Origin of the sequence: Belliella filtrata, assembly GCF_022549775.1 — a bacterium.
GTDB classification, from domain to species: Bacteria; Bacteroidota; Bacteroidia; order Cytophagales; family Cyclobacteriaceae; genus Belliella; species Belliella filtrata.
In genome coordinates this window covers 45,891-70,556 of sequence record NZ_JAKZGP010000006.1, presented here as the reverse complement: position 1 = coordinate 70,556, position 24,666 = coordinate 45,891, and the positions used below count along the sequence as shown (strand labels likewise).

Annotated in this window: 18 protein-coding genes; 12 read left to right on the top strand and 6 right to left on the bottom strand. The window is 38.1% G+C overall.

The window, feature by feature from the left end; genetic code table 11:
* Positions 1–27 precede the first annotated feature (27 nt).
* Both MM239_RS04255 and MM239_RS04250 read left to right on the top strand, forming a co-directional pair.
* The gene (locus MM239_RS04255) at positions 28–960 is read left to right on the top strand and encodes a GNAT family N-acetyltransferase (RefSeq protein ID WP_241346874.1); all 933 of its coding nucleotides are present in this window, start codon (positions 28–30) and stop codon (positions 958–960) included.
* Positions 961–1,114: 154 nt separating this feature from the next.
* Positions 1,115–1,753: a carboxypeptidase-like regulatory domain-containing protein gene (locus tag MM239_RS04250; RefSeq protein WP_241346873.1), complete on the top strand. Its 639-nt coding sequence runs from the start codon at positions 1,115–1,117 to the stop codon at positions 1,751–1,753.
* A 132-nt stretch (positions 1,754–1,885) separates the two neighbouring features.
* Here MM239_RS04250 and MM239_RS04245 read toward each other — a convergent pair whose 3' ends face one another.
* The gene (locus tag MM239_RS04245; RefSeq protein WP_241346872.1) at positions 1,886–2,362 is read right to left on the bottom strand and encodes a copper resistance protein NlpE; all 477 of its coding nucleotides are present in this window, start codon (positions 2,360–2,362) and stop codon (positions 1,886–1,888) included.
* A 270-nt stretch (positions 2,363–2,632) separates the two neighbouring features.
* Here MM239_RS04245 and MM239_RS04240 point away from each other — a divergent pair, with 270 nt between their 5' ends.
* Positions 2,633–5,389, top strand: coding sequence for a TonB-dependent receptor (locus MM239_RS04240; RefSeq protein WP_241346871.1), 2,757 nt, complete (start codon positions 2,633–2,635; stop codon positions 5,387–5,389).
* 10 nt (positions 5,390–5,399) lie between these two features.
* On the opposite strand, the gene MM239_RS04235 is transcribed toward MM239_RS04240, so the two are convergent.
* Genes MM239_RS04235 through MM239_RS04225 form a run of 3 tightly spaced genes read right to left on the bottom strand, consistent with a single transcriptional unit; the run spans position 5,400 to position 7,566 of the window.
* The gene (locus MM239_RS04235) at positions 5,400–5,858 is read right to left on the bottom strand and encodes a hypothetical protein (protein WP_241346870.1); all 459 of its coding nucleotides are present in this window, start codon (positions 5,856–5,858) and stop codon (positions 5,400–5,402) included.
* Complete coding sequence (locus MM239_RS04230) at positions 5,833–6,396, bottom strand: GNAT family N-acetyltransferase (RefSeq protein ID WP_241346868.1); 564 nt, start codon at positions 6,394–6,396, stop codon at positions 5,833–5,835. The genes MM239_RS04235 and MM239_RS04230 overlap by 26 nt, the downstream gene beginning before the upstream one ends.
* Positions 6,397–6,441: 45 nt before the next feature.
* Positions 6,442–7,566 carry a pyridoxal phosphate-dependent aminotransferase gene (locus MM239_RS04225; RefSeq protein ID WP_241346866.1) on the bottom strand — a complete coding sequence of 375 codons (1,125 nt, stop codon included), beginning with the start codon at positions 7,564–7,566 and terminating at the stop codon, positions 6,442–6,444.
* Between the two features lie 211 nt (positions 7,567–7,777).
* Between MM239_RS04225 and MM239_RS04220 the strand changes: the two genes are divergently transcribed.
* Positions 7,778–8,569, top strand: coding sequence for a hypothetical protein (locus MM239_RS04220; RefSeq protein ID WP_241346865.1), 792 nt, complete (start codon positions 7,778–7,780; stop codon positions 8,567–8,569).
* 89 nt (positions 8,570–8,658) lie between these two features.
* On the opposite strand, the gene MM239_RS04215 is transcribed toward MM239_RS04220, so the two are convergent.
* Together MM239_RS04215 and MM239_RS04210 are read right to left on the bottom strand one after the other, a co-directional pair.
* Positions 8,659–9,687 carry a patatin-like phospholipase family protein gene (locus MM239_RS04215; protein ID WP_241346863.1) on the bottom strand — a complete coding sequence of 343 codons (1,029 nt, stop codon included), beginning with the start codon at positions 9,685–9,687 and terminating at the stop codon, positions 8,659–8,661.
* 85 nt (positions 9,688–9,772) lie between these two features.
* Positions 9,773–11,107 carry a YfcC family protein gene (locus tag MM239_RS04210; protein WP_241346861.1) on the bottom strand — a complete coding sequence of 445 codons (1,335 nt, stop codon included), beginning with the start codon at positions 11,105–11,107 and terminating at the stop codon, positions 9,773–9,775.
* Between the two features lie 442 nt (positions 11,108–11,549).
* Here MM239_RS04210 and MM239_RS04205 point away from each other — a divergent pair, with 442 nt between their 5' ends.
* From MM239_RS04205 to MM239_RS04170, 8 genes are all read left to right on the top strand, one after another.
* The gene (locus MM239_RS04205) at positions 11,550–12,158 is read left to right on the top strand and encodes an RNA polymerase sigma factor (RefSeq protein ID WP_241346859.1); all 609 of its coding nucleotides are present in this window, start codon (positions 11,550–11,552) and stop codon (positions 12,156–12,158) included.
* 88 nt (positions 12,159–12,246) lie between these two features.
* Positions 12,247–13,269 carry a FecR family protein gene (locus MM239_RS04200; RefSeq protein WP_241346857.1) on the top strand — a complete coding sequence of 341 codons (1,023 nt, stop codon included), beginning with the start codon at positions 12,247–12,249 and terminating at the stop codon, positions 13,267–13,269.
* A gap of 149 nt (positions 13,270–13,418) precedes the next feature.
* Positions 13,419–16,778, top strand: coding sequence for a SusC/RagA family TonB-linked outer membrane protein (locus tag MM239_RS04195; protein WP_241346856.1), 3,360 nt, complete (start codon positions 13,419–13,421; stop codon positions 16,776–16,778).
* 15 nt (positions 16,779–16,793) lie between these two features.
* Positions 16,794–18,338, top strand: coding sequence for a RagB/SusD family nutrient uptake outer membrane protein (locus MM239_RS04190; protein ID WP_241346855.1), 1,545 nt, complete (start codon positions 16,794–16,796; stop codon positions 18,336–18,338).
* A gap of 30 nt (positions 18,339–18,368) precedes the next feature.
* A complete protein-coding gene (locus tag MM239_RS04185) occupies positions 18,369–19,451 on the top strand; it encodes a LamG domain-containing protein (RefSeq protein ID WP_241346853.1) in 1,083 nt (360 codons plus the stop codon).
* Positions 19,452–19,533: 82 nt separating this feature from the next.
* Entirely contained in the window at positions 19,534–21,507 is a 1,974-nt protein-coding gene (locus MM239_RS04180; RefSeq protein ID WP_241346851.1) for a glucoamylase family protein, read from the top strand.
* Between the two features lie 10 nt (positions 21,508–21,517).
* Positions 21,518–22,879, top strand: a complete 1,362-nt coding sequence (locus MM239_RS04175) for a glucoamylase family protein (RefSeq protein ID WP_241346849.1) — start codon at positions 21,518–21,520, stop codon at positions 22,877–22,879.
* A gap of 7 nt (positions 22,880–22,886) precedes the next feature.
* Positions 22,887–24,641 (top strand): family 43 glycosylhydrolase, encoded by a 1,755-nt coding sequence (locus MM239_RS04170; protein WP_241346846.1) that lies wholly within the window; start codon positions 22,887–22,889, stop codon positions 24,639–24,641.
* Positions 24,642–24,666 lie beyond the last annotated feature (25 nt).

The window sequence follows — 24,666 nt, the reverse complement described above, 5'->3', positions numbered from 1 at the left end:
TATATGATCAAATAGCACCAAGTCAACATGATTTTCAGAGAAGCTCAAGAGCGTGATATCCCACAAATCGTAGCATTACTTAAATCGAGCTTAGGGGAAGGGTTGATTCCTAAGTCTGCGGCTTTGTGGAAGTGGAAGCACGAGCAAAATCCTTTTGGGAAGTCTTTGGTTTTGGTGGCCGAATTTGAAGGGAGGCTCATAGGTGTACGTGCATTCTTGAGATGGACCTGGCTTGAAGATTCTAAACGTATAGAAGCTTTGAGAGCGGTAGATACAGCGGTATTGCCAGAGATGCAAGGACTAGGGGTTTTTAGTAAATTGACCAAACAGCTTGCTTCAAAGGCGGAAGAGGATGGGTTTCACTTCATTTTCAACACGCCAAACAAAAAAAGTCTTCCTGGATACCTTAAACTTGGTTGGAGGAATATTGGGAGGGTAAATTTAGCGATTCAATGGAATCATTTTTTTCCTACAAAAACTCAAAAAAGCACCGCCATTTCAGATGAAAAATGGGAGAAACTCAAGTATATTGACTTTAGCAATTCAAAAGTTGGGGTCAGGACATTATATTCATTTGCTTATATCATGTGGAGGTATGCAAATAATCCTCTTTTTCGGTATGAATTAATTACAGATGAAAAAAACTATGTGTTGATTTATAGATTCAAGGCATCAAAAAGACTTCGAGAAATGAGAATCGTAGAATTTTTAGTATTTGGAGATGAAGGAACTATTGATAAAGCTTTATTGAAAAAGAAATTGAAGCAAATTCAAAAATCAGTTCATTTTACGAGTTGTTCTTTGACTTTAGATGCGCTTGATATTCGAAAGCTCGGAAATTTTTTCAGAATCCCTTTTGGCCCAAAATTGACTCTAAAGCCGCTCAATTTTGACCAAAATCAGTTGTCTAAATTGAAAGATCAATGGAAATACAGTATTGGAGATTTTGAACTTTTTTAAAGAAGGGTTTTTTGATAAATGTTAAATTTTTCTCAATGATTATTAAGAAACCTAAAATCAGGTATTTATTTCTTATTAAAAGTTAATAATGATTTAAAAATATTGATAGACAGTGTCTTTTAAGGGATATTCATTCAGCAATAAAGTCAGATATATGTTGAATGTTATACTAGCTATCCTTTGTTTCATCCCATTGCAAGAGGAAAAAGTCTGGACAGGAAAGGTACTTGATCATGTTACAGGCCTTCCAATAGAGGGCGTTCATATTTACTATGCAAATGGCCAAGATGTCTCTAATGAAAAAGGTGAATTTTCTTTGAAAGTAACAGACCAAGCAAAGATTACATTTAGTCATGTTAGCTACGAATTCAAGCAAATGGAGATTAGTATAGGTGGTTTGCCTAAAGAAGTTAGACTGATTCCAAAAGAAAGTGAGTTGGATATGATAGAAGTCAGGCCTTTTCCTACGGAAGATGAACTCAAACGACAGGTATTGTCCACTCCAGTGTATAAGTCTAGATTGGAGATGAGCCTGATGAAGAACACTTCGATCATGAAGGCAAGCTTTCGCTACATACCTAGCCTTCCGGGTGGCGCATACCAAGAGTTTATGAGCAGAGTGATTCCTGACGGTTCGGGAGGAGTCAATATTTTCAATACAAGTGGAGGAGGTTTGCTTCAGGTATTCAGAGAGTTAGGGAATGGATATCAAACACCAGCTTCTTCCACAGAACAAACTTCATACGATACAGCTAAAGTGAATTTACTCTATAAGCCGAAGAGGTTTTTTTGAGGTTAAAATTGATGTTTAAGGGAATTACAATAATGAAATAAGATTGTAGTTGAACTATAAGATTCTATCCATTTTGAGTATGTTTTAATTTTTTCAAATGGCCTAAATAAAACTAGTCTCAAACCTATTCTTCTACTCTTTGACCAAACGATACTTGTCTGCCAAATCTCCAGTGATTCTTTTTCCTTCCATATCTAGGTGAAAAAGTACGTTTTCTCCCACGAGATATTTGTTTGGCTCGTCTTCACCTTCAAGGATTATGGTGTTTCCGTCTTCTAGCCAAGAGAAAGTCCCACTACTTTCAAATATTTGTTGATCTTTTTTCCCTAAGTAGATGGTCTTTTTTACATAAGAGTTACCACTTTCTAATTCTATTGTAGTCTCGATTCCTTCACAATCTGCACAAGGTAGCATACCACTATAGATTCCCATATAGTCCAAGGAGTTCAGAGCATTATGATGATCAATAAACTCATCACTTAAGTCTTCATCTTCAAACACTTCATCATCTACTACAATCACCTCTGAGTGTTTGGATTGCTGGCAGGCTGTAAATACAAAAATTGTTAGGATTAAGAGTAATCCACATGTGTTTAGTTGAATTTTCATGATTGTGTTTTTTAGTAGAAAATAGGTCTTGTTATAATCGGTAAATTTATACTTTTTATTCGGATAATTTAAAACTCACAAAATGACAATTCTTCAAATTTAAAGGCTTTTTAAACCACTCATCTATCCTTTCATCCCTGTAAAATATTCCTAGTCATCGAAGCTTGATATTTGATCAGTGGTTTGAATTGGGCTTGATCTAGATTTAATTTTGGGAGTTGAATAATACTACTGCAATTAACCTTGAACCTATTAAAATTTTCTAGAATAATGCTAAGATCAGCTATTCTTTTTGCCTTTACACTGGTGTGTTCCGCAAGTCTTTATGCTCAATCTATATCAGGAAGAGTGCTTGATCAAGAAAGTAAAGAAACACTTCCAGGAGCTTATGTTTTTATCAAAACGATAAATGGAGAAACACTCCAATCCACATTTACTGATGGAAACGGTAAGTTTTCTTTTCAAAAACCAACTGCTAGAACATTCAAAATTGAAATATCATTTGTTGGCTACAGCACTAATATAATTGAAATTGAGAAGATTGAAAACAATAGTGTTGGAGATATAGAGATTTCTGAAGACGGTCAGTTGCTAGAAACTTTTGAAATCAGGGCTCAAGTACTTACAGGAGAGGTCAAAGGAGATACAGTGGCTTTCAATGCCAATGCTTTCAAGACCAGACCTCAAGCCAATGCGGATGAACTGATTAGAAAAATGCCTGGAGTAGTGATGAGAGGTGGTACGATAGAAGTGCAAGGGGAAGTAGTTGGTAGGGTGCTTGTGGATGGTGAGCCATTTTTTGGAGATAATCCTGCAATGGCCATGGCCAATTTGCCTGTGGAGATCATTGACAAAATTGAGTTCTTAGATCAAAGAAGTGATCAGGCGGTTTTGACTGGTTTTGATGATGGAAATACGACCAAGACTATCAATATCATTACCAAGAAGGAAGTGAAATCTGGCATGTTTGGAAGGGTATCAGCTGGGTATGGAACGGACAATAACTACTTAGGAAGTGCCGCGCTTAACTTTTTTAAAGGATCACAAAGAACTACTGTACTTGGACTTACTAACAATATCAATCAGCAAAACTTCTCATCAGACGATCTTGAAGGTGCTTTTGGTGATGCTGCTGGTCAAGCTGGTGGTGGGGGCAGGGGAGGGAATCCTCTTCAGACATGGGAAAGACCTGGGATTACAGTTACCAATGCAGCGGGCTTCAATTTCTCCGATAAGTTTGACAATGGTAAGGCTAAAATCACGGGTTCATATTTTTTCAATGATAATAGAAACACGCTAAACCGTGTTTCATCAAGGGCTTATATCTTACCTAGTGATAGCCTCCAATTGTACAATCAAGAAACAAACGATGTAAGTCATAGCCAGCGACACAGACTTGATTTAAGACTTGATTATGATATCACTGATAAGCATGCCATCATCTGGAGACCTCGATTCAATACGCAAATGAGGGAATTTACAAATTCCACCGTCGCTCAAAACCTTTTAGACCCGAATAGTCCCATAAATGAAATAGATAATGTCACAGTGGGATCCAATCAATGGTTTAGTTTTGATAATGATTTCACTTATAGATTCAAGTTCAACAAGCCAGGAAGGATACTTTCGACAAGTGCCACCACAAGATTGAACTCAAATGAAAGAATTTCCAATTTGACTTCTGTCAACACGGACTTTGAAACTGCAGCTGTTGACAGCTTGATTCAAAATACTACATTCAATTCTAATAATTTCAATTACCGAATCAGCTTCGACTACAACGAACCTCTTTCAGAGAAATCTCAATTGAGACTTCAATATAGGATTGGAAATGATCTGGGAGATACCCGACAGGAAGTACGCCAGCGATTGGCAGAGTCTACGATCTTTGAGCTAGACTCCGCATTGTCCAATACATTTGAAAACTCCTATTTGCAACAGCAAAGTGGTATAGGTTATCGATTCAACAATGAGAAATTCAGAATCTTTACCTCTGTAGATTATGAAGTGTCAAATCTTGATAGTGATAGAATTTTTCCAGGATTTGAAAATACACAACGGACATTTCGAAATGTAATTCCTAGAGCGGTAATCAATTACAATGCTTCTGAAAAAACCAACATCAGGTTAGATTATAGAACAAGAACTGACGCACCCTCCATTAGGCAGCTTCAAGAGGTTATTGATAATAGAAACCCTATTCAAGTTTCCACTGGTAACGCTAATTTGGTTCAAGAATATGAGCATAGAATTTTTGCAAGAATTAGGAATATCAATACCGAGACATCAAGATCATTCTTCATGTTTGTTTCCGGGTCCAGAAGGAATAATTATTTAGGGAACTCTACATTTGTTGCAGCAGCTGATACGCTACTAGAGGGTAATGTCCTTTTGAGACAAGGTGGCCAATTCAATAAGCCTGTCAATCTCGATGGATATTGGGATGCAAGGTCTTATGTGTCTTATGGGTTTCCTATCGCTGCCATAAAAAGTAACTTAAACATCAGTACTCGTGTGAACTACACCAATAGACCAGGGGTAATCAATGATCAATTGAACATCAACAGAAACCTTGCAGTTGCTCCAGGATTAGGGATAAGTAGTAATATCAGTGAGAGATTGGATTTCAATCTATCTACGGAAGGAAGCTTCAATACAGTCCAAAGTACAATTCAAACATCTCTCGACAACAATTTTTATACTCAAAACACCAGACTTGATTTCTATTGGCAACCATTGGGTGGATTCTTTGTAAGTTCAAATGTAAATCACATGATTTTTCAAGGGCTTGGCGAAGGATTTGATCGCACGGTCGTACTGATGAATGCAGACTTGGGATATAGATTTGGTAGCAAAGAGAAGTTAGAGGCAAAACTCACCGTGTTTGACTTACTGAATCAAAACACAAGTATAACCAGACAGGTGACTGATGTATTTATAGAAGATCAGAGAACCAACGTATTGACCAGATTTGTGATGTTGAGTCTTACTTACAATTTGAGAAGTTTTGGTAAAAGGGAATCCTAATCATCGCTAGTTATCTGACAGGAAATGGTTTGGTGATTTTTTCTCGAACCATTTCTTTTAAAGACTCACCTAACAAAATGATAGAAGCTATAGCCAGGATTAAATCTTTGAGAACTCTCAAAATAATCATTTGAAGCATGGCATGCTGCTGAATCTCAATGAAAGCTAGCGCAACTACGATGATCAAAAAAATAATGGCAGCAATTCCTGCTCCGACAGCAGCTAGTTTAGGTGCCTTAAAGTGAGAAAGTAAGAGTATAGCAGTAATGATAGAAATAATAAAAATCAAAAAGCCCCAAGTCTTATTTGATTGAGTAGCACTCAATACACTCCAGAGATTCATACTTCCGAAATATATAAAGTAAATCGAAAGGCCTACTCTCAGAGCAAGTTTCGCAAGTTTTTCTATTTTTAAAATGTTATCTATCATATCGTTGTTTGATTTACCAGTCGTTTTCTCTTTTGACATGCTCCCATTCAGGTAGGAGTATGCTGTAATAAATTGTATCTCTTCGCCTCCCTTTGGTCATTAGTGTGTGACTTCTTAAGACACCTTCCTCAATAGCACCCAAGTTTTTTAAGGCACAACGTGCAGGGATATTCAACACATCAGTTTTGAATTCTACTCTTTGAACGGTCAAAACCTCGAAAGCATAGCTTAACATTAATCTCTTGATTTGATCATTAAGCCCTGTTCCATGTAATGAGCTGATGATCCAAGTCCAGCCTATTTCTATTCTTTGATCCCTTTCCGAATAGTTTCCAAATCCGGATGAACCCAATATTTTTTCTGTGGATTTTTCAATGATCAAAAATTGTAATCTTTCGCCCTTTAGAGCAGGAATCATCCACTGTTCTAATTCATCAAAATCTGTTAAATCTTGGGTGAAATACTTCCAAAGATTTTTGTCTTGGCATATTTCATGAAGAGATTTGATATCGTTTTCTTCGATTGGTCTTAAAACAACCTGATCGTTGGATAGTATCAATTGCCTATCTAGAGCCATATGAGATGATTTGTTTGGATAAATGGTGGGAAATTTATAGGGTGATCAACCATATATCGAAGTCAATGCTTGATTGAAAGTGTTAACTTCTTCTATGGTACCAGTACTGATTCTACACCAGTTATCGTAAGGTGGAAATGGCCTACCGACAATTACATTTTTATCTAACAATTTTTTTGCCAAAGATGATACGGGTTGCTGTGCATTGAAGAATACAAAATTGGCTTGAGATGGCAAATAGTCAAGATTCAAGTGGTCTAAGTTTGCTTCGATAAGTTTTCGAGCTTGATGATTTTTTTCCAAACTGAATTTGTAGAATTCCTGATCTTCCAAAGCCGCCATTGCTGCCTCTATGGCCATAATATTTAGATTGGCCACCATTCTATCAGAAAGTTTTTTTGCGATTTCAGGCTTTGCAATTAGATAACCTATCCGAATGCCAGCCAATCCATATATTTTTGAGAGTGTTTTAGAGACGATTACGTTTTTACCTTCTTTGACCAGTTCCACCATAGATGGGTAAGATTCTTCCTCTATATAATCGTAATAGGCCTCATCGCTAAAGACCATGGTTTTTTCACATACTGATTGACAGAAATCACTTACTTTTTTTGCCGGCAATAATTTTCCTGTGGGATTATTGGGATTGCATAGAAATACAAGTTTGGTTTTTTTGCTGACACGATTAGCCATTTCTTCCAAGTCGAACTGCATATCTTGATCTAGAGGAACCCAATTGATGGATGCGCCCCATAGTTCTGCATAGTTCATGAGGGATAGAAAAGTTGGTAGACCTGAAATGATCTCTCCACCATTGCCTGCATAAGTCAATCCAGCTATTTTGAGTCCTTCTGTTGATCCAGCTGTCAATACTACATGATCGGTACTTACACCCTCTTTAGCTGCAATCATTTCTGTAAGTGTTTGGGTGTAAGCCCATGGATATCTACAGCAATTGTCAAATCCAGCTATCATTTTTTCTCTCACCAGCTGTGATGGTCCATAGGGGTTTTCGTTGGAACCTAATTTGATTAGGGGTTCTAAAGGTCGGGGATTAAATTTGGATTTTTCTTCAAGCGTTAAACCAAATATGGGGTTTAATTCTCCCAAAAATGCCATTCCTGCACTTATGGAGCCATATTTTAACCATTCTCGTCTTGATACTTTCATAAGTGATTATTGGTAAATTTCATAAAATTTAATAAATGTGGTGAAAATTTCCTAATACATGGAATTAATTCATGAACAGTATTTTTTTTGACGATATTTTTATGAATAGAAAAAAAACTGTGTTAAAGTATGGTTAAATTTATTTATTCCAAAATTTTATGCTTAAATTTTAGATATTCAATAAATAATCTTCAACCCAAAATGCCATATTATGAAAAAGTTTCTCATGATTATCGTTTTTGTGCCGATTTTCAATTTTACATTATTGGCTCAACAAAATAAATACCTCGTTTTTGAATTTATAAAAGTAGAGTCTTCAGAAATGTATGATTTCATTGCATACAAAGACTTTATGGAAAAAGTGTATCAATCCGCAATTAGTGATAAGAGAATTTCGGGCTGGGACTTTTGGGTAATACAGTCAGGTGCTGAACCTGGGGAGTTTCAATACATCACCGTTACTTATTATGATGATCCAGTAAAGATGATGGATGGTATAGCAAATGAAGATTTGGTGAAGTATGGTCGAATCGGTTTTCCACATATGAATGAAAATCAAATTAAAGAAATGATCAAAAAATCCCAAAGTGCATTTGATTTAACGCAACGTACCTACATGAAGCAGATTGCCAACAGCAATGATGATTTCAAGTACAAAAATGGTGTTCTTGCTTCTTTTGATTTAATGAAAGCTGTAGAAAATAATTTTCAAGAATATGAAACAGCCGAAAAGGAGGTTTTTTTACCCATACACCAGAACAAAATTGAAAAGGGACTCATGGGAAGCTGGGTATTGTTGAGGACTGCCTTACCTTTTGGTAGTGAGGCAAAGTCCACTCATTTGACGATGAACCTTTATAAGGATTATGTGCAGTTCTTTAATGCGCAAGAATATGAGGACATGGAATCTACAGCTGAAGAAAAAGCAAAGATTGAATCAGGTCTGAAGTCAAGAGATCAAAAATGGGTTTACCTGGCAAGGCTTGAAGGGGCTGTGAGATAAGAGATAACAGGTGACAAAATTAAAGCATAAAGTAGGAATGATGTACACCTAAATTTCCTGCTTTATGCTATTTTTATTCTCTACAAAACTTATGGATCCAACCTATTTTCGATCAGCTTAGATACTAAGTCATTGATTTTGGCAGGGTTATCTTTTACATATTTGATTCCTGCATTTCTTAAAGCGTCCAGATTTTTTGAGCTTGCATCATCCATGTCTGGACTTGCCTCATGCAGCTCGGGTTCAATTCTGATAAAACCTTCCTGATTGTTGCCGGCATCAAATAGCCATTTCAATTGATGAGAGACTGTCTCTGAATTTCCAGACATCATGATATCAATAAGTGGCTTGATCCATTGAACAAGTCCAAACCTCTTCGCTCTCTCATATGGAAATGGTTCTTTCACAGAACCGGTTCCAAGGGATATCATAAACATGTCTTTAGATGTTGGATTTGAAATATGACCAAAAGTACATTTTCGCGCCTCTGCATAAGCACACATAGCTGGATTATTGGCAAATACTCCACCATCTATTAAAGGATACGCTACGCCAAACCTGGACTTAATTAGTGCTGCTTCAAAATAGGTGGGTGCAGCGGCTGTAGCTTGGGCAACATCTTTTACAAAAAAATCATGGGCTTCATCAGCACAAGCGTAGCCATACTTAAAGAATTTGGCATTTCTACTTTCTATATCATAAGAGGTGAAGAGACAAGGCTTGATCAATTCACTCAAATATACATTTCCGAAATATGTATCAAGTGCTTTTAGAAGATTGGTGTTTGGGTATTTTTCTTCTCTTATGCCAAAGACTGTTCTCAATTTGTGACCAATGGGCTTTCTGAATATAGCTCCACCATTTTCATGGTAGAGATTTACTACTTCTTTCAAAGTATATTTTGGTCGGGAGGGATCAATGGTGTCAGGAATAAGCATCCCACAGCCAATGATCCCACCCGTGCTCGTACCTGCAATGAAATCCACAAAATCCACTAATCGTGCTGTTGGATCTTGGAGTTTCTCTTGGATTTTTTCTTCGATCAATTGTAAAATAGTCCCAGGTATCACACCTCTAATACCACCACCGTCTATGGATAGAATCGCTACTTTTTTCATGTTTTTTTAAAAATAAATGGATGGAATAATTTGATTTTAAGCACATTAAAGATAGGGAAATCAATTAGAAATCTCTTCTTAATACTTAAAAAACATATATGCCAATAATCACTCCACAAGACGCAATGAGGAAAATGACCAGAATGGGTTTCCAAGAGTAAAGTATCCATTCTTTGTAAGAAACTCCTGCAGCTGTCAAGATGGCCATCAGTCCACCATTACTAGGAGTTACCATATCCATAATCCCAGCACCGTACTGGTAAGCCAAAATAACAACTTGTCTAGACATTCCAATCAAATCTGCTATAGGAGATAGCAATGGCATGGTCAATACGGCTTGACCAGAAGTACTCGGGACAGGAATGTGTAATATTGCTTGAGCCAGCATCATTCCAAAAGCTGATAGTGCCAAAGGTAATTTTTCAAGTGGAGTAAATAAGGCATAAATGATGGTGTCAATGACCTGTCCTTGCTGAAGCACCAAATAAATGCTTCTGGCCAAACCGACGATGATACCTGCAAATACCAGCTCTGCAAATCCTTCAGAGTAGGCTTTTGCTGTACCATTGATCCCTAATTTACCTATAATACCGACTGCTAAGCCGAAGACAAAAAATAACGCTGACATTTCATTGTAATCCCAGCCCCAATTGCTCAACCCATAGATCATTACAGCAAAGGTGATGGCTAAAAGTATCAAAATAACCTGATGGGAATAGGAAAGTTTACCTGGTTTTTCAAATTTCAATGTTGTTTGATCTGATTTTTGATCTTTGCCTGTTCGGATGATATAAGTGATCCAAAAAGTTAAAGCTATAAGCAAAAATATCATTCGGTATAATCCTCCAGAAAATGCTGGGACCTCCGAGATTTTTTGAGCGATGATAACCGAAAAGGGATTAGATGGGCCAAATGATCCACCGATCAGTGCACTTCCCAAACTTATACCTACACCTGCTATCCTTGTGTATCCGATTCTTTTTGTCAGAATCATCAAAACCGGAACCATGGCTATGATCTCTTCCTGTAACCCATTCAAAGCGCCAGCAGTACCAAAAAAAACACCGACTAGAATCAGTAGCCAAGACTTCGCTTGATCAAACTTGTAGATCAAACTTTCCAAACCAGCTTGAAATGCACCTGTTTTGTCCACAACATAGAAGGCTCCTCCAATGATCAAAATCAAAACAACTACTTCAGCCCCTTCAATAATTCCTTCTGGTATACTCAAGAATGCTTTACCAATACTGACAGGTTGATTGCTCATTTGACTATAACTTCCTTCCACTACTATTTCTCTTCCTGTAGATTCATCTAAGACCCTTTCATAAGTTCCCGCTGGTATTAAGTAAGTCAAAAGTGTAGCTAGTCCAATGAATACCAACATGATAATCATAGGATGTGGAAAGGAAAGTTTCATAGGTGTTTTAGTCTGATTGATGCAAAGGTAATGATTTGGTGATATGGAACTTTAAGATTCAGGCAAGCAAGTATGTATTTTTGCACAAGTGGAATCAAAGAAAGCCCTGATTAAACTGAGTAGAAAATCTGGATTATCATTCAGAGATAATGTAAAGCATTTCATTCGATTTCTTAGAAATAGAGAAAAAATGTAAAAGAAATAATAGGATTAAAATTAAAGCTAGAGATTATCAAAACTTCAAAATGTCTAGACTTCAAGTGTGAAATTGATCATCAATTCTATAAAATATTAATTCATTGTTAAAATTTGGTTTTAACTGATAATACTGAGTGTGTAGTTAAAAAGATAGTTTTGAGGTTGATTTACCAAACAAAGTTTTGAATGATTAAATTTATAACTAGTTTCAACCCTTAATTGATGATCTTAAATATTATCGATTATGATAAATACTAATAATAAACCCTATTTTGATATTCTTAAAAATGATGATTTTCCAAGTGATAGAGATCATCAAATTCAAGACATCCAGCTATGGAATGATTTCCGAAGCGGGAGTGAAGCGGCTTTTATAACTATCTACACAACCTATTTTGATCAGCTTTTTGCTTATGGTAAAAAAATGGTGAGCAATCAGGGTCTTGTCAAAGATGCTATCCAAGATTTATTCATTGAGCTTCGTAACAGCCGAAGCAGGTTGGGAGAAACCAATAGAATCAAGTTTTACTTGTTCAAAAGTCTCAAGAGAAAACTTTTCAAAGAAGAAAATAAAAAGACGAATAAACTTGAAGCACTTGATGATGAATATTATTTCAATTTTAGTTTTTCTCCAGAACAGCTATTGATCAATAGACAAGTGGATGATGAGATTTCAAAAAAGCTCAATGAGGCAATTGCTAAACTTAGTCCTAGGAAGAAGGAAGTGATTTACTATTATTTTTATGAGCAAATGGACTACAAACAAATTCAAGACATGATGAATTTAGATAATGTAAAGTCAGTTAGAAACCTGATATACAAGTCGTTGGATTTTCTGAGAAATATTTATTAAAAAAAGTTAAAAATTAAAGGTGTCATTTTGAAGGTTTGCGGCTTTATACTTTTAGAGACTAAAGCAATCAATCCTTATAAATCCCAAAATGTACACCAAAGAAGACTTTTTACTCGATCCAGAATTTATCAAATGGGTTAAAAATCCTAACAAGGAACTGGACTTGTATTGGAGCAATTGGGTAGAGGTGAATCCAGGAGCAAAATCACAATTCTTTTTAGCTAGAGAGATTGCGCTGGGAATAAAGTTTCAGGAGGAACTTGAGGTAACACAAGCAGAAAAGGACAGAATCCTCACTCAAATCTTAATAAAATCAGGCTCAATAGATAAGAGAACAGAAGAAATTAAAAATAGTAGATATAATTTCTTCTCTTGGAAATGGTTGAAAGTCGCTGCAATGATTGTTTTTGCGGTATCACTTGGGTACTTGATGCTTCAAGTTCAATCAGAAATCAAAATTCAACCACAGGTTTTGGTTGAAAAAATCACCAACGTAGGTGAGAAGCGAAGCTTTGGACTTCCTGATGGAACTAGGGTATGGCTCAACAGTAACAGTTCACTGACTTATCCAGAGCAGTTTTCTGATTCGGTTCGAATGGTAGAGTTAGTTGGGGAAGCATTTTTTGAAGTTTATGAAGACAAAGCAAGGCCATTTAAAGTAAAGTCAAGAAGCTTAATTACTACTGCGCTTGGTACTTCTTTTAATATAAAAAGCACAAACTCATCAAAGACCGTCGTAGCACTTGTGACAGGAAGTGTGAGTGTATCTGAAGAATTTTCAAATATTAAAAATCAAGTACTAATGCCGTTTCAAAAACTTGATTTTGAAGATGGCCAAGATAGTTTTAAAATTTCCTCCTTTAATCCTGATTCCATTATTGGTTGGAAAGATGGGAAGTTAGTTTTTGAGCATGATAACCTTGATCAAGTTATAGAAAAATTAGAGTCATGGTATGGCGTTCAGATCAATTTGAATAATAGAACCGCAAAGAAGTGGAAGTTTTCTGGCGAATATGCCAATCAATCCCTTGAGGTGGTCCTCAAAAGCATGTCTTTTATAGAAGACTTTAAATTCGAAATCAATGATAAACAAGTAACAATAACCTTCTAGCTTATGGAAAAACAAAATTAATGAGGTAATCAGGTATTCAATGGGCAGGTTAGTCTGTTGAGTAATTTTTTCGACAAAAGAGTTAAAAAATAAAGAACCACACTCTTGGTCGATATACAAGTAATTCAATACAATAAACCGATTGAAATATGAAAATAAATTTAACTAAAGTCATGTATAAGCTATCGAAGTATTTTGCATACTGTATAGCATTACAGTTATTGACCTTGAATTTTGTAACTACGACATCTGCAAATGGCCAGTACAAGCCTGTAGATCAAGTAAATATTCAAATGAAACAAGGTGCGCTTACCCTAGAGCAATTCTTTAATCTTGTAGAAAGCAAAACACCTTATGTTTTTGCTTACGACAAGAGAGACGTTAAGCTATCTACTCCTATCAAACTTACCCAATCATCAGGGACGGTGGAGTCTTATTTAGCAGAAGCTGCTCAGCAGGCTGCTGTGTCTTTTAGACAGATCAACAACAGCATCGATGTAAAGAAGAGTGATAGAACTACTACTTACTTAGTATCTGTTGCAGAAGAGATCAGGATAAGAGGTAAAGTTACAGACTCACAAGGAGAGCCTCTTCCAGGTGTAACAGTTGTCGTACAAGGAGCAACGAGCGGAACAGTAACTGATATCGATGGAAATTATGCTATAACAGCACAAGAAGGTCAAGTGCTTCAGTTTTCTTTTGTAGGCATGGAAATGAAACGTGTCACTGTAGGAAATTCAGAAGTAATCAATGTCACTTTAGAAGAAGACCAAAAAACGCTTGAGGAATTTGTAGTAGTAGGTTATGGTACGCAGAGAGAAAAGGATTTGACTTCTTCTATTGCTACTGTAAAGACAGAAGATATCGTAAAGACCCCAAATGCTCAAGCCATGCAATCCTTGCAAGGTAGGGTAGCAGGTGTGCAGATCGTTTCTAACGGAGCACCAGGTGCTTCCCCAACAGTGAGGGTTAGGGGTGTTGGTTCATTCCAAGGAGAAGGAGCGCCACTGTATGTAGTAGATGGGATGTTTTTTAGCAATATCGATTTCCTTAGCCCCGGAGATATCGAAAACATCAATATTTTAAAAGATGCTTCAGCGGCAGCAATTTACGGTGTGAGAGCTGCAAATGGTGTGGTATTGATCGAAACAAAATCTGGGAAATACAATCAAAAGCCTGAAATCATTTATGATGGCTATGTAGGTATACAGAATCCTCAGAATGTGTTGAAAATGGCTAATGCACAGCAATTTGTAAGGTATATCAACGAAACTGGAAGCGCGGCGGATATTGCCTTTATAGATGCCGCAATACAAAGATATGGTAGAAGTAGAATTGACCCCAGCTTACCAGATGTGAATACAGATTGGTATTCAGAAGTGATGAGTCCTGCAGCTATTCAAAATCACTCTTTGACTTTCAACGGAGGTGGTGAAAAAACCAGGTACTCTATCGGTGGTAGCTATTTTGATCAAAATGGTCTTCTCAATGAAGCTAGAAATGAGTATAAGCGATTAAACTTCAGGGTAAAGGTTGATTCTGATGTAAGAGACTGGTTGACAGTAGGTGCTAATGTAAACTTGAGTACTGCCAGACAATACAATGCGAGCAACAGTGCTTGGTTCAGGTCTTACTTTGCTGTACCGATTCTTCCTGTTTTTGATGAGTTGAATACAGGAGCAGATGCACCAAGATTGGCCAATGCACAGCAGCTAGGATACAGAGGTAATCAAAACCCTTTCTACAGCTTGCTATATTCTGATAGCAGAAACCATGTATCTAAAGTTATGGGTAATTTTTATGCTGATTTTGAACTGATTCCAAACAAGCTTCAATTCAAAACTGCTTACAATTACAACGTTGATTTGGTAAATGTAAGGGGTGTTAATTTTGCTTTTAATGATGGGATTACACAAAATCAATCAAATATCAGAAGAAGTAGTGCAGTGTCTTACAATCAGATCATGGATAATTTCTTGACTTACACAGATGGATTTGGAAAGCATACTTTTACTACTGTTTTGGGGCAATCTTTCAGAACAGAGTATGGAGAGAACTTGTTTGCTTCAGGTCAAGGTCTGAATCCTGAGCCAATGTGGGGAAATGAGCAATTTTGGTACCTTGCAAATGCAACCAATTATAATGAAAATGATATTGGAGATGGAGGTTATAAGTTAAATTACCTTTCTTTCTTCGGAAGATTGGCTTATAACTACGACGATAGATACTTATTATATGCCACTTTCAGAAGAGATGGTAACAACAAGTTCCAAGAGAAGTGGGGTAACTTTGCCACTTTCGGAGCTGGTTGGGTACTATCTTCGGAAAGCTTTTTCAATGTAGATGCAGTAGACTTCTTGAAGTTCAGGGCTTCTTGGGGACAGTTAGGTAATGATGGAATTAGTCCTTCAGTAGGTCGTCCTGTATTACAAGATAACAATGTTGCATTGAATAATGCATTTATCATAGGTAGAAGATTAAACCCAACTTTTGATCTGATCGATAGGTGGGAAACGACCGTGGAAACTAACTTTGGTATCAATGCAAGATTCTTAAGAGATAGGCTAAGCTTAGATGCGGATTACTTTGTAAGAGATACCAGAAACTTGGCAGTTCAGGTGATTCCACCAGTATTTAGAGCTTCTGAGAGAAGAAGTGTTGGTGAGATCAGGAATACAGGTGTGGAAGTAAGCCTGGGTTGGGATGATCAAGTGACCAACGACTTCTCTTACTTTATCTCAGGTAATTTTGCAACATTGAAGAATAGTGTGTTGAGTCTTGGAGGACCAGAATACTTAGATGGTGGATCGGCAGAGTTCCGTCAGAGGTCTATCATAGGTCAACCCATCTCTGCATTCTATGGCTATGAAGTCATAGGTGTATTCCAAAATCAAGCTGATATCACTAATAGTGGATATAATGAAGCATTTATTGCAGAAAATAACCTTCAGCCTGGTGATTTGATCTTCAAAGATCTTAATGGTGATGGAATCATCAATGATGAAGATAGAAAAGTTCTGGGATCATATTTGCCGACCCTGACCTATGGATTCAATGCGGGCTTCAGATACAAGAATTGGGATTTCTCGGCATTGTTCCAAGGTCAATCAGGATTTAGCATTTTGAATAGGAAAAGAGGTGAGATCATCTTCACCAATGATACCAATATAGATGCTGATCTGGCTGAAAACATGTGGAGAGGGGAAGGTACTTCAAATCAATACCCTTCTGCTGCCGGCCTTAGAAAAGGATGGAATCAGAACATGAGTACTTACTTCATTGAGGATGGCTCATATTTCCGTATCCAAAACGTAAGAATGGCATATACTATCAAGGATAAGCCGCTTTTTGGCAAAACTTTCCCAGAAACGAGAATTTCTGTAACAGCGGAGCGTCCATTGACCCTATTCAACTACAATGGTTTCAATCCTGAGGTAGCAAATGGTATTGACCGTGAGGTTTATCCAATCCCAGCGATTTACACTGTTGGTTTAAATGTTAAGTTTTAATTAAGGAGGTAAATCATGAAAAATTTCAAAATTATAAAAACTGGACTTGCGATGATCTTGGCCTTGAGCTTGGGTCTGAGTTCATGTGGTGATTTTCTGGATCAGCCTTTGGAAAATCAAGCCATTGCAGAAGAGACAGATTACACACAGACAGAGAATATGATCTTGATGCTATATGGTGCTTATGCAGAGCTTTATAACCTTCAGTGGGAAACCTTCCCGACCATTGCAACAAGAGGAGATGATGTGATTCCTGCTGGAGATCAGAACCCTTTGATTGAGACTGATTTATTCAGGTATGATAGAAGCTTCTGGTTGTATAACTCATCTTGGCTAAACCTATACACGGACATCTTGTATTGGAATGGTGCCATGGAAGAGATTAGAAAATACCAAGAGGCTGGAGCACTTGCTAGTACAGCGGAGCAATATATTGCAGAGATCAAAGTTATGAAGTCTTTTGAGTTGATGTTTTTGGCTAAGCTTTGGGGTTCTGTTTTGATTCCAGAGAGTTCTCAACCTTCAGCATTATTCAATGTAGAATTGTCAAACTTCGAAGAAGTGATGACTTACATTTCTGCTCAGATGGATGAAGCTATCCCAATGCTGCCCAACGTACATCCAAACCAAAGATCAGACATCAGAGGTGGTATTACAAGGTATACTGCATTAGCGATCAAAGCACAAGCAAACCTTGAGTTGAAAAATTGGCAAGGGGTAGTTGATGCAACGAGTCAAATCATTTCCTCTAATGTCTTTGCTCTTGAGTCAGATTACTATCAGCTATTCAAAATTCCTGGGAAATTGAGCAGAGAGAACGTGTTTGAATTCCAATATTCAGATTTTGGAACTGCAACTGGGACAGCTGTAAATTATAACTTCCCATTCTTTGGCCCTTCTAGCTGGACTCCCGCAAGAACAGGTGCTTCTACTGGATGGGGTTTCTGGGCACCTACTCCAAAGTACATCAAGTTTATGCTGGATAGGAATGAGCGTACTCGTCTAGAGACCACTGTTCTATTTACACCTGATGGTATCGCAGAGATCGCATCAGATCCAAACTATGCACCGCTACCTACTTGGATTACCAATTCAACTCCTGAAGGAGATGTGTTCAACAATCACCCGAGGTACAACTTCCTAAGCGGTAAGCACTACCTTCCTAGTACTCAGCTTACTCAAGGTAGATTTTCTTATGGTAGCAACAAGAATATGACAGTGATCAGGTATTCTGAAATCTTGTTGATGCATGCAGAAGCAGTAGTAAGTGGCGCAAGTTCATCTGGACTTTCTGCTTTGGATGCAGTCAATCAAGTTAGAAGCCGTGCAGGTTTGAACCCAGTTACCTCGGTAACTATTGATACCGTATTGGATGAGAAATTTGCAGAATTTGGTATGGAGTGGGGGATCAGGTTCTACGATTTGATTAGACACGACAGGACTAGTGAGTTGAACTTTGGAGGAAGAAATTTCCAGCCAGCAATCCACAGGTTCTTACCTTATCCATTGGAGCAGATTGATATCTTGCCTCAATTATCTAATGAAACACCACAAGGTTGATCATTACCAATCTTTTAAATTGAAATCATTATGAAAAATTTAAAATATACACTCTTTGCACTAGGGCTAATCGCCTTTGGTTGCGATGGGACATATACGGATGATATTGTGCCAGTAGCACCTGGTACAGATGTAGATCCGCCTTCTATAACTATCAACTTTCCACTTCAAGGTACTTTGATCAGGGTAGCTGAAGACGTTACTCCATTGAATATCAACTTTGAAGTCAAAGATGATATAGAAATAGAATCGGTAGTTATAAGATTGAACGGTACTGAGATATTGACAGTGAATGAATTCCTAGACTATAGAAGACTGGTGAAGACTCACAGGTATGAAGAGCTTGGAAACGGCGAGCATACACTTGTAATAGAGGCTAGAGATACTTCAGGTAAGACTACTACACAGACTGTAAACTTTGAAAAAGTCGAGCCCTATACTCCAGTCTATGATGGAGAGGTATTCTACCTTCCATTTGACGGAGATTATATGGAACTTGTAAGGGTAAGAGAAGCTACTATAAACGGCTCACCTGGATTTGCTGATGGCGTGATTGGTAGAGCATATAGAGGTAGCAGCAGTGGATACCTGACTTTCCCGACAGACAACTTGAGAAATCAAGAGTTCTCAGCGGTATTCTGGTATAAAGTAAATGCAACTCCCGATAGAGCAGGGATTTTGGTAATGGGACCTCCTGACACGGCTAATCCAAATAGTCAAAACTTAAGAACTAGAGGGATGAGGTTATTTAGAGAGGCTGCTGGAGCTAACCAAAGGATCAAAATGAACCTTGGTAATGGATCAGGTGAAAACTGGTTTGATGGCGGTGCAGCTGCTGACATCAATCCAGCAGCTGACGAGTGGGCACATATTGCAATTACTATTTCAGGAAGTAATGCAGCAGTATATGTCAATGGACAGGTAGTAAGTCAAGGAGCTTTCGCGGGAATAGATTGGGAAGGTTGTGATGTACTATCCATTGGCTCAGGAGCACCAAGGTTTACAGGTTGGAATCACTTGGCTACTCAAAGTTTGATCGATGAATTGAGAATTTTCAATGTGTCTTTGACACAAGAAAAGATTCAGGAAATTATGGATGCTGAGCGTCCATAGTTACACCTATTTATTGGAATGTATGGGAGGGAAAGGTAAAACCGACCCTCCCATTTTTTATTAAATTTCACCTATCTTGAATATGAAAATCACGAATCTACATTGGCTGATATGCTTTATCCTTATTTTTTCGGGATGTAGCGAAGAGAAAGAGCTCCCTACTATCAACGTAACATCTTTCTCTGTGGGAGGCAACTCACCAGAATTGGTCAATGACATTTATCAAGATGTTCCTTTAGATCAGCCTTTGACTTTTAGGTTTTCTTCAGCATTAGATCCTGCGAGTATTCAAGGTGGAATAGAGTTTAGAAAAATTGGTGATGGAGGAAATGTCGCTGTTGATTTTTCGCATAGCCTTATTGCACAAAACAGAGAATTAGTAATTTTCCCACAAGGACTTCTTGAATCTAATACAAGATATCAGGTTCGTTTCAATTCCTTTAGAGGAGCAAGCGGAGAGCAAGTCACCGCATATGAGCTTAATTTTTCTACTTCAAGAGCAGGGTTAGAAGTGGTAGCAGTAGCCTTAGTGGATAGTAATCCAGTGCACTCCAATAGGATACTAGATGTTCCATTGAACTTGATCGGTAACATATCATTTACGAGTGCTATTGACCAAAATCAAAACTTTGCAAGTAAAATTCGTGTCACAGGACCTACGAACGTAAGCTTGACTTTTTCAGTATTAGAAGACGGCAAGCTAGAATTTAGAAGTAATGCGCCATTAAGAGATTTTTCCAAATACACCCTAACAATAGCGTCAGGTATAACAGGGCCTGATGGAGATACTAAAGAGCGGCAGACTAGAGATTTATTTACCTTGCCTTCAGCGCAAGATAAATTTCCTAGAATTCCTACAGAAGAACTTTTGACTAAAGTTCAGCAACAGACATTTAAATATTTTTGGGACTTTGCACATCCAGGGAGTGGAATGACCAGAGAAAGGAATACTTCTGGAAACTTGGTGACAGTAGGTGGCTCTGGATTTGGCGTGATGACGATAATCGTTGGGATTGAGCGAGGTTTTATTTCTCGACAGCAGGGGGTAGAAAGATGGAGAAGAATAGTTGATTTTTTGGAAACAGCAGACAGGTTTCATGGAGCATGGTCTCACTGGATAGATGGTAATACGGGAAAAATGTTGCCATTTTCGCAGTTTGACAATGGAGGAGATTTGGTCGAGACAGCATTGATGGTACAAGGGCTTTTGACGGTAAGGCAGTACCTAAATGAACAGTCACCAGAAGAAAAAATAATCATAGACAAGATCACCAAGCTTTGGGAAGAAGTTGAGTGGTCTTGGTACACCCGTGGCAACCAGAATGTGCTTTATTGGCATTGGTCACCAGAACATCAGTGGGCTATGAATCTTCAGATAAGCGGGTATAATGAATCTTTGATTGCCTACGTATTGGCCGCAGCTTCTCCTACATATCCCATTGAAAAAGTTGTCTATGACAATGGCTGGGCAAGAAACGGAGGAATGAGAAATGGAAACACATTTTATAATATACCACTACCATTGGGAGTGAATTATGGTGGGTCTTTATTCTTTTCCCATTATTCATTTTTAGGTCTAGACCCTAGAAACATGGTGGATCAATATGCCAATTATTGGACTCAAGGAATAAATCATACATTGATCAATAGGATGTATTGTGTGACCAATCCATTAGGTTTTGCTGGATATCGAGACAATTCTTGGGGGCTAACAGCAAGTGATAATCATGCTGGATATTCGGCACATTCACCAACAAATGACCGAGGGGTGATCACCCCTACAGCGGCCTTGTCTTCCATTCCTTACACGCCAGAAGAATCCATTGCAGCCATGGAGTTTTTCTACTATAAACTAGGAGATAGACTTTGGGGAGAATACGGCTTCTATGATGCTTTTAATCAGACAGAAGATTGGTTTGCGACTTCTTATTTGGCCATAGATCAAGGTCCGATTGTATTGATGATCGAAAACTACAGAACAGCCTTGCTTTGGGACTTGCTGATGCAAGATCAGCAAGTAAGGCAAGGATTGAATAAATTAGGATTCACCTATTAATAAAAAAAATATGAGAATATTCAGCACTATAATCCTAGCGATGTTTGTATGGATGGTTTCCTGCGGACAAAGAGAAAACAATACCACCACAGAAGTAGAAGAGACTAAAATATCAGATGATTCACTGATGACTTTGGTTCAATACCGTACATTCCAGTATTTCTGGGATGGTGCTGAGCCTACTTCTTTATTGGCTAGAGAGCGAATTCATTTGGATGGGGAGTACCCAGAAAATGACCGAAATGTAATTACTACAGGTGGTTCAGGCTTTGGTGTTATGGCGATCTTGGTGGGCATCGAAAGGGGATTTATTACCAGAAAGGAAGGCTTTGAAAGGTTGAACCATATTGTAGATTACTTAGAAAAGGCCGATAGGTTTCATGGCATATGGTCTCATTGGATTCATGGAGAAACAGGCAAAGTGAAACCTTTTGGCTATGACGATGATGGAGGAGATGTGGTAGAGTCTGCATTTTTGATACAGGGATTACTTACAGTAAGACAATATTTCAAGGACGGAAATGAAGAGGAGCAAGCTATGGCGAATAAAATCACCAAGCTATACGAAGCCATGGAGTGGTCGTGGTACAGGAATGAAAAAGAAGAGGTTATGCTTTGGCACTGGTCTCCACAATATGAATTTAAAAGAAACCATGGCTTAAAAGGCTATGATGAAACGATGATCGCATACATTTTGGCAGCATCATCTCCGACATATCCTGTTGATGCATCTTATTACCACAAAGGATGGGCACGTGATGGAGCGATCAAAGGAGAAAGTGAGCCTTTTGGCCATTTGTTGGAATTGAATCATAATGGTGCAAAAGAATTGGGAGGGCCTTTGTTTTGGGCACATTATTCATACTTGGCATTGGATCCAAGAGGACTGAAAGACCAATATGCTGACTATTGGAGACACAATGTCAACCATACACTAGCCAATCGCGCTTGGTGTTTAGAGAACCCCAACAATTTTGAAGGGTATGGTCCTCACTCTTGGGGCCTTACTGCAAGCTATTCTGTAAAAGGATATGCGGCGCATGCTCCAGGAGACAATAGTGACAAAGGTGTAATTTCTCCAACGGCTGCTTTATCATCATTTCCATATACTCCAGAGCACAGTATGGAAGCCATGAGGTATTGGTATGAAACTTATGGTGATAAGCTATTTGGGAAGTATGGGTTTTATGATGCTTTCAGTGTTCAGGAAGATTGGTTTCCACAGAGGTACTTAGCCATAGATCAGGGGCCTATTGTCGTGATGATTGAGAATCACAGAACTGGTTTGTTGTGGGATTTATTTATGACTTCTCCAGAGGTGAAAGAAGGATTGGACAAGCTAGGATTTTCGAGTCCACACTATTCTAATTAAGGTTGAAATGATAGACCTCATGGGTATGTTTAATAAATTGAAAGTTCGTATAAGTTTCTTGGTCGTATTTTTAGTCAATTTTAACTTGACTATTCTTCAATCCAGCGCCCAATCTACCTACTGTAATCCGATCAATCTGGACTACACCTACATGATTTATAATTCTCATCAAGACAAATCATACCGCTCTGGAGCTGATCCTGCCGTGGTTGAGTTTAGGGGAGAGTATTACATGTTCGTTACCAGATCAATGGGCTATTGGCATTCCTCAGACTTGACCAATTGGACTTTTATTGAGCCTGAAAAGTGGTACTTTGAAGGATCCAATGCACCCACAGCTCATAATTACAAAGATTCAGTACTTTATGTCTCTGGAAATCCTTCTGGAAGTATGAGTGTATTGTACACAGACAATCCTAAAATAGGAGACTGGAAAGCAGTTCCTGGTATTATCAACAACCTTCAAGATCCCCATATCTTTATTGATGAGGATGAACAAGCTTACGTGTTCTGGGGATCATCCAATAAATATCCCATAAGAGCTAAGAAGTTGGATATGAAGAAAAGGTTCAGGCCTTCGGAGGAGACTTTCGAGCTTTTTAATTTGGATATGGAAAAGCATGGATGGGAGCGTTTTGGTGAAAATCATGCTGATACAGTCTTAGGTGGATACATGGAAGGCCCCTGGCTGACTAAGCACAACGGAAAGTATTACATGCAATATGCAGCTCCAGGCACAGAGTTTAATGTATATGGAGACGGGGTGTACATCAGTGATGACCCGCTTGGACCTTATGAGTATGCACCAAACAATCCAATCTCTTACAAGCCTGGTGGATTTATGAATGGAGCTGGTCACGGAAGTACTGTAATAGGCCCGGGAAATGCTTATTGGCACTTTGGAAGTAATGCTGTATCTGTCAATGTCAATTGGGAAAGAAGAATAGCCATGTTTCCAACATTTTTTGACAAGGATGGCTTGATGTATACAGATACGTATTTTGGCGATTACCCGCATTATGCACCCTCAGCATTGTCCAAAAATGGAGAATTCACAGGATGGATGCTCTTATCTTACAATAAGCCCGTTCAAGCATCTTCCAAGGTTGGGACTTATGCTCCAAACCATATGGTGGATGAAAATGTCAAGACTTTTTGGCTTGCTGATGATGCAAAAAAAGACCAATGGATAGAGATTGACTTGTTGCAAGAAAGTATGATTTATGCCATTCAGATAAACTATCATGACCATGAATCTAACATGTACGGTAGGATTCCTGGCATGTACCATAGATACAAGGTTTATGGATCTCACGACAAACAAGAATGGGAGCTGATCATAGATAAAGAGAAAAGCTTCAAAGATACACCAAACGATTATGTAGTCTTACCGATGGCTAAGAAGTACAGGTATGTAAGGTATGAACATGTTCATGTCCCAACACCTCATTTAGCTATTTCAGGGTTAAGGGTATTCGGTATAGGTCAAGGAAAAGTGCCTGGTATGGTTAGGGATTTCAAAGTAAATAGAGCTCAAGACCCTAGAGACGCCATGATCACTTGGAAGGCTGACTCCGATGCACAAGGTTACAACATACTTTGGGGAATAGCTCCAGATAAATTGTATAACTCATGGATGGTTTATGGAAAAAATGAATTGGATCTAAAGAGTTTAACAGTAGACCAAACCTACTATTTCACAATCGAATCTTTCAATGAAAATGGTGTTTCTAAGAGATCGGAAGTAGTTAGGGTAAATTAAAAGCGCTAAAAGGAAAAATTAAAGT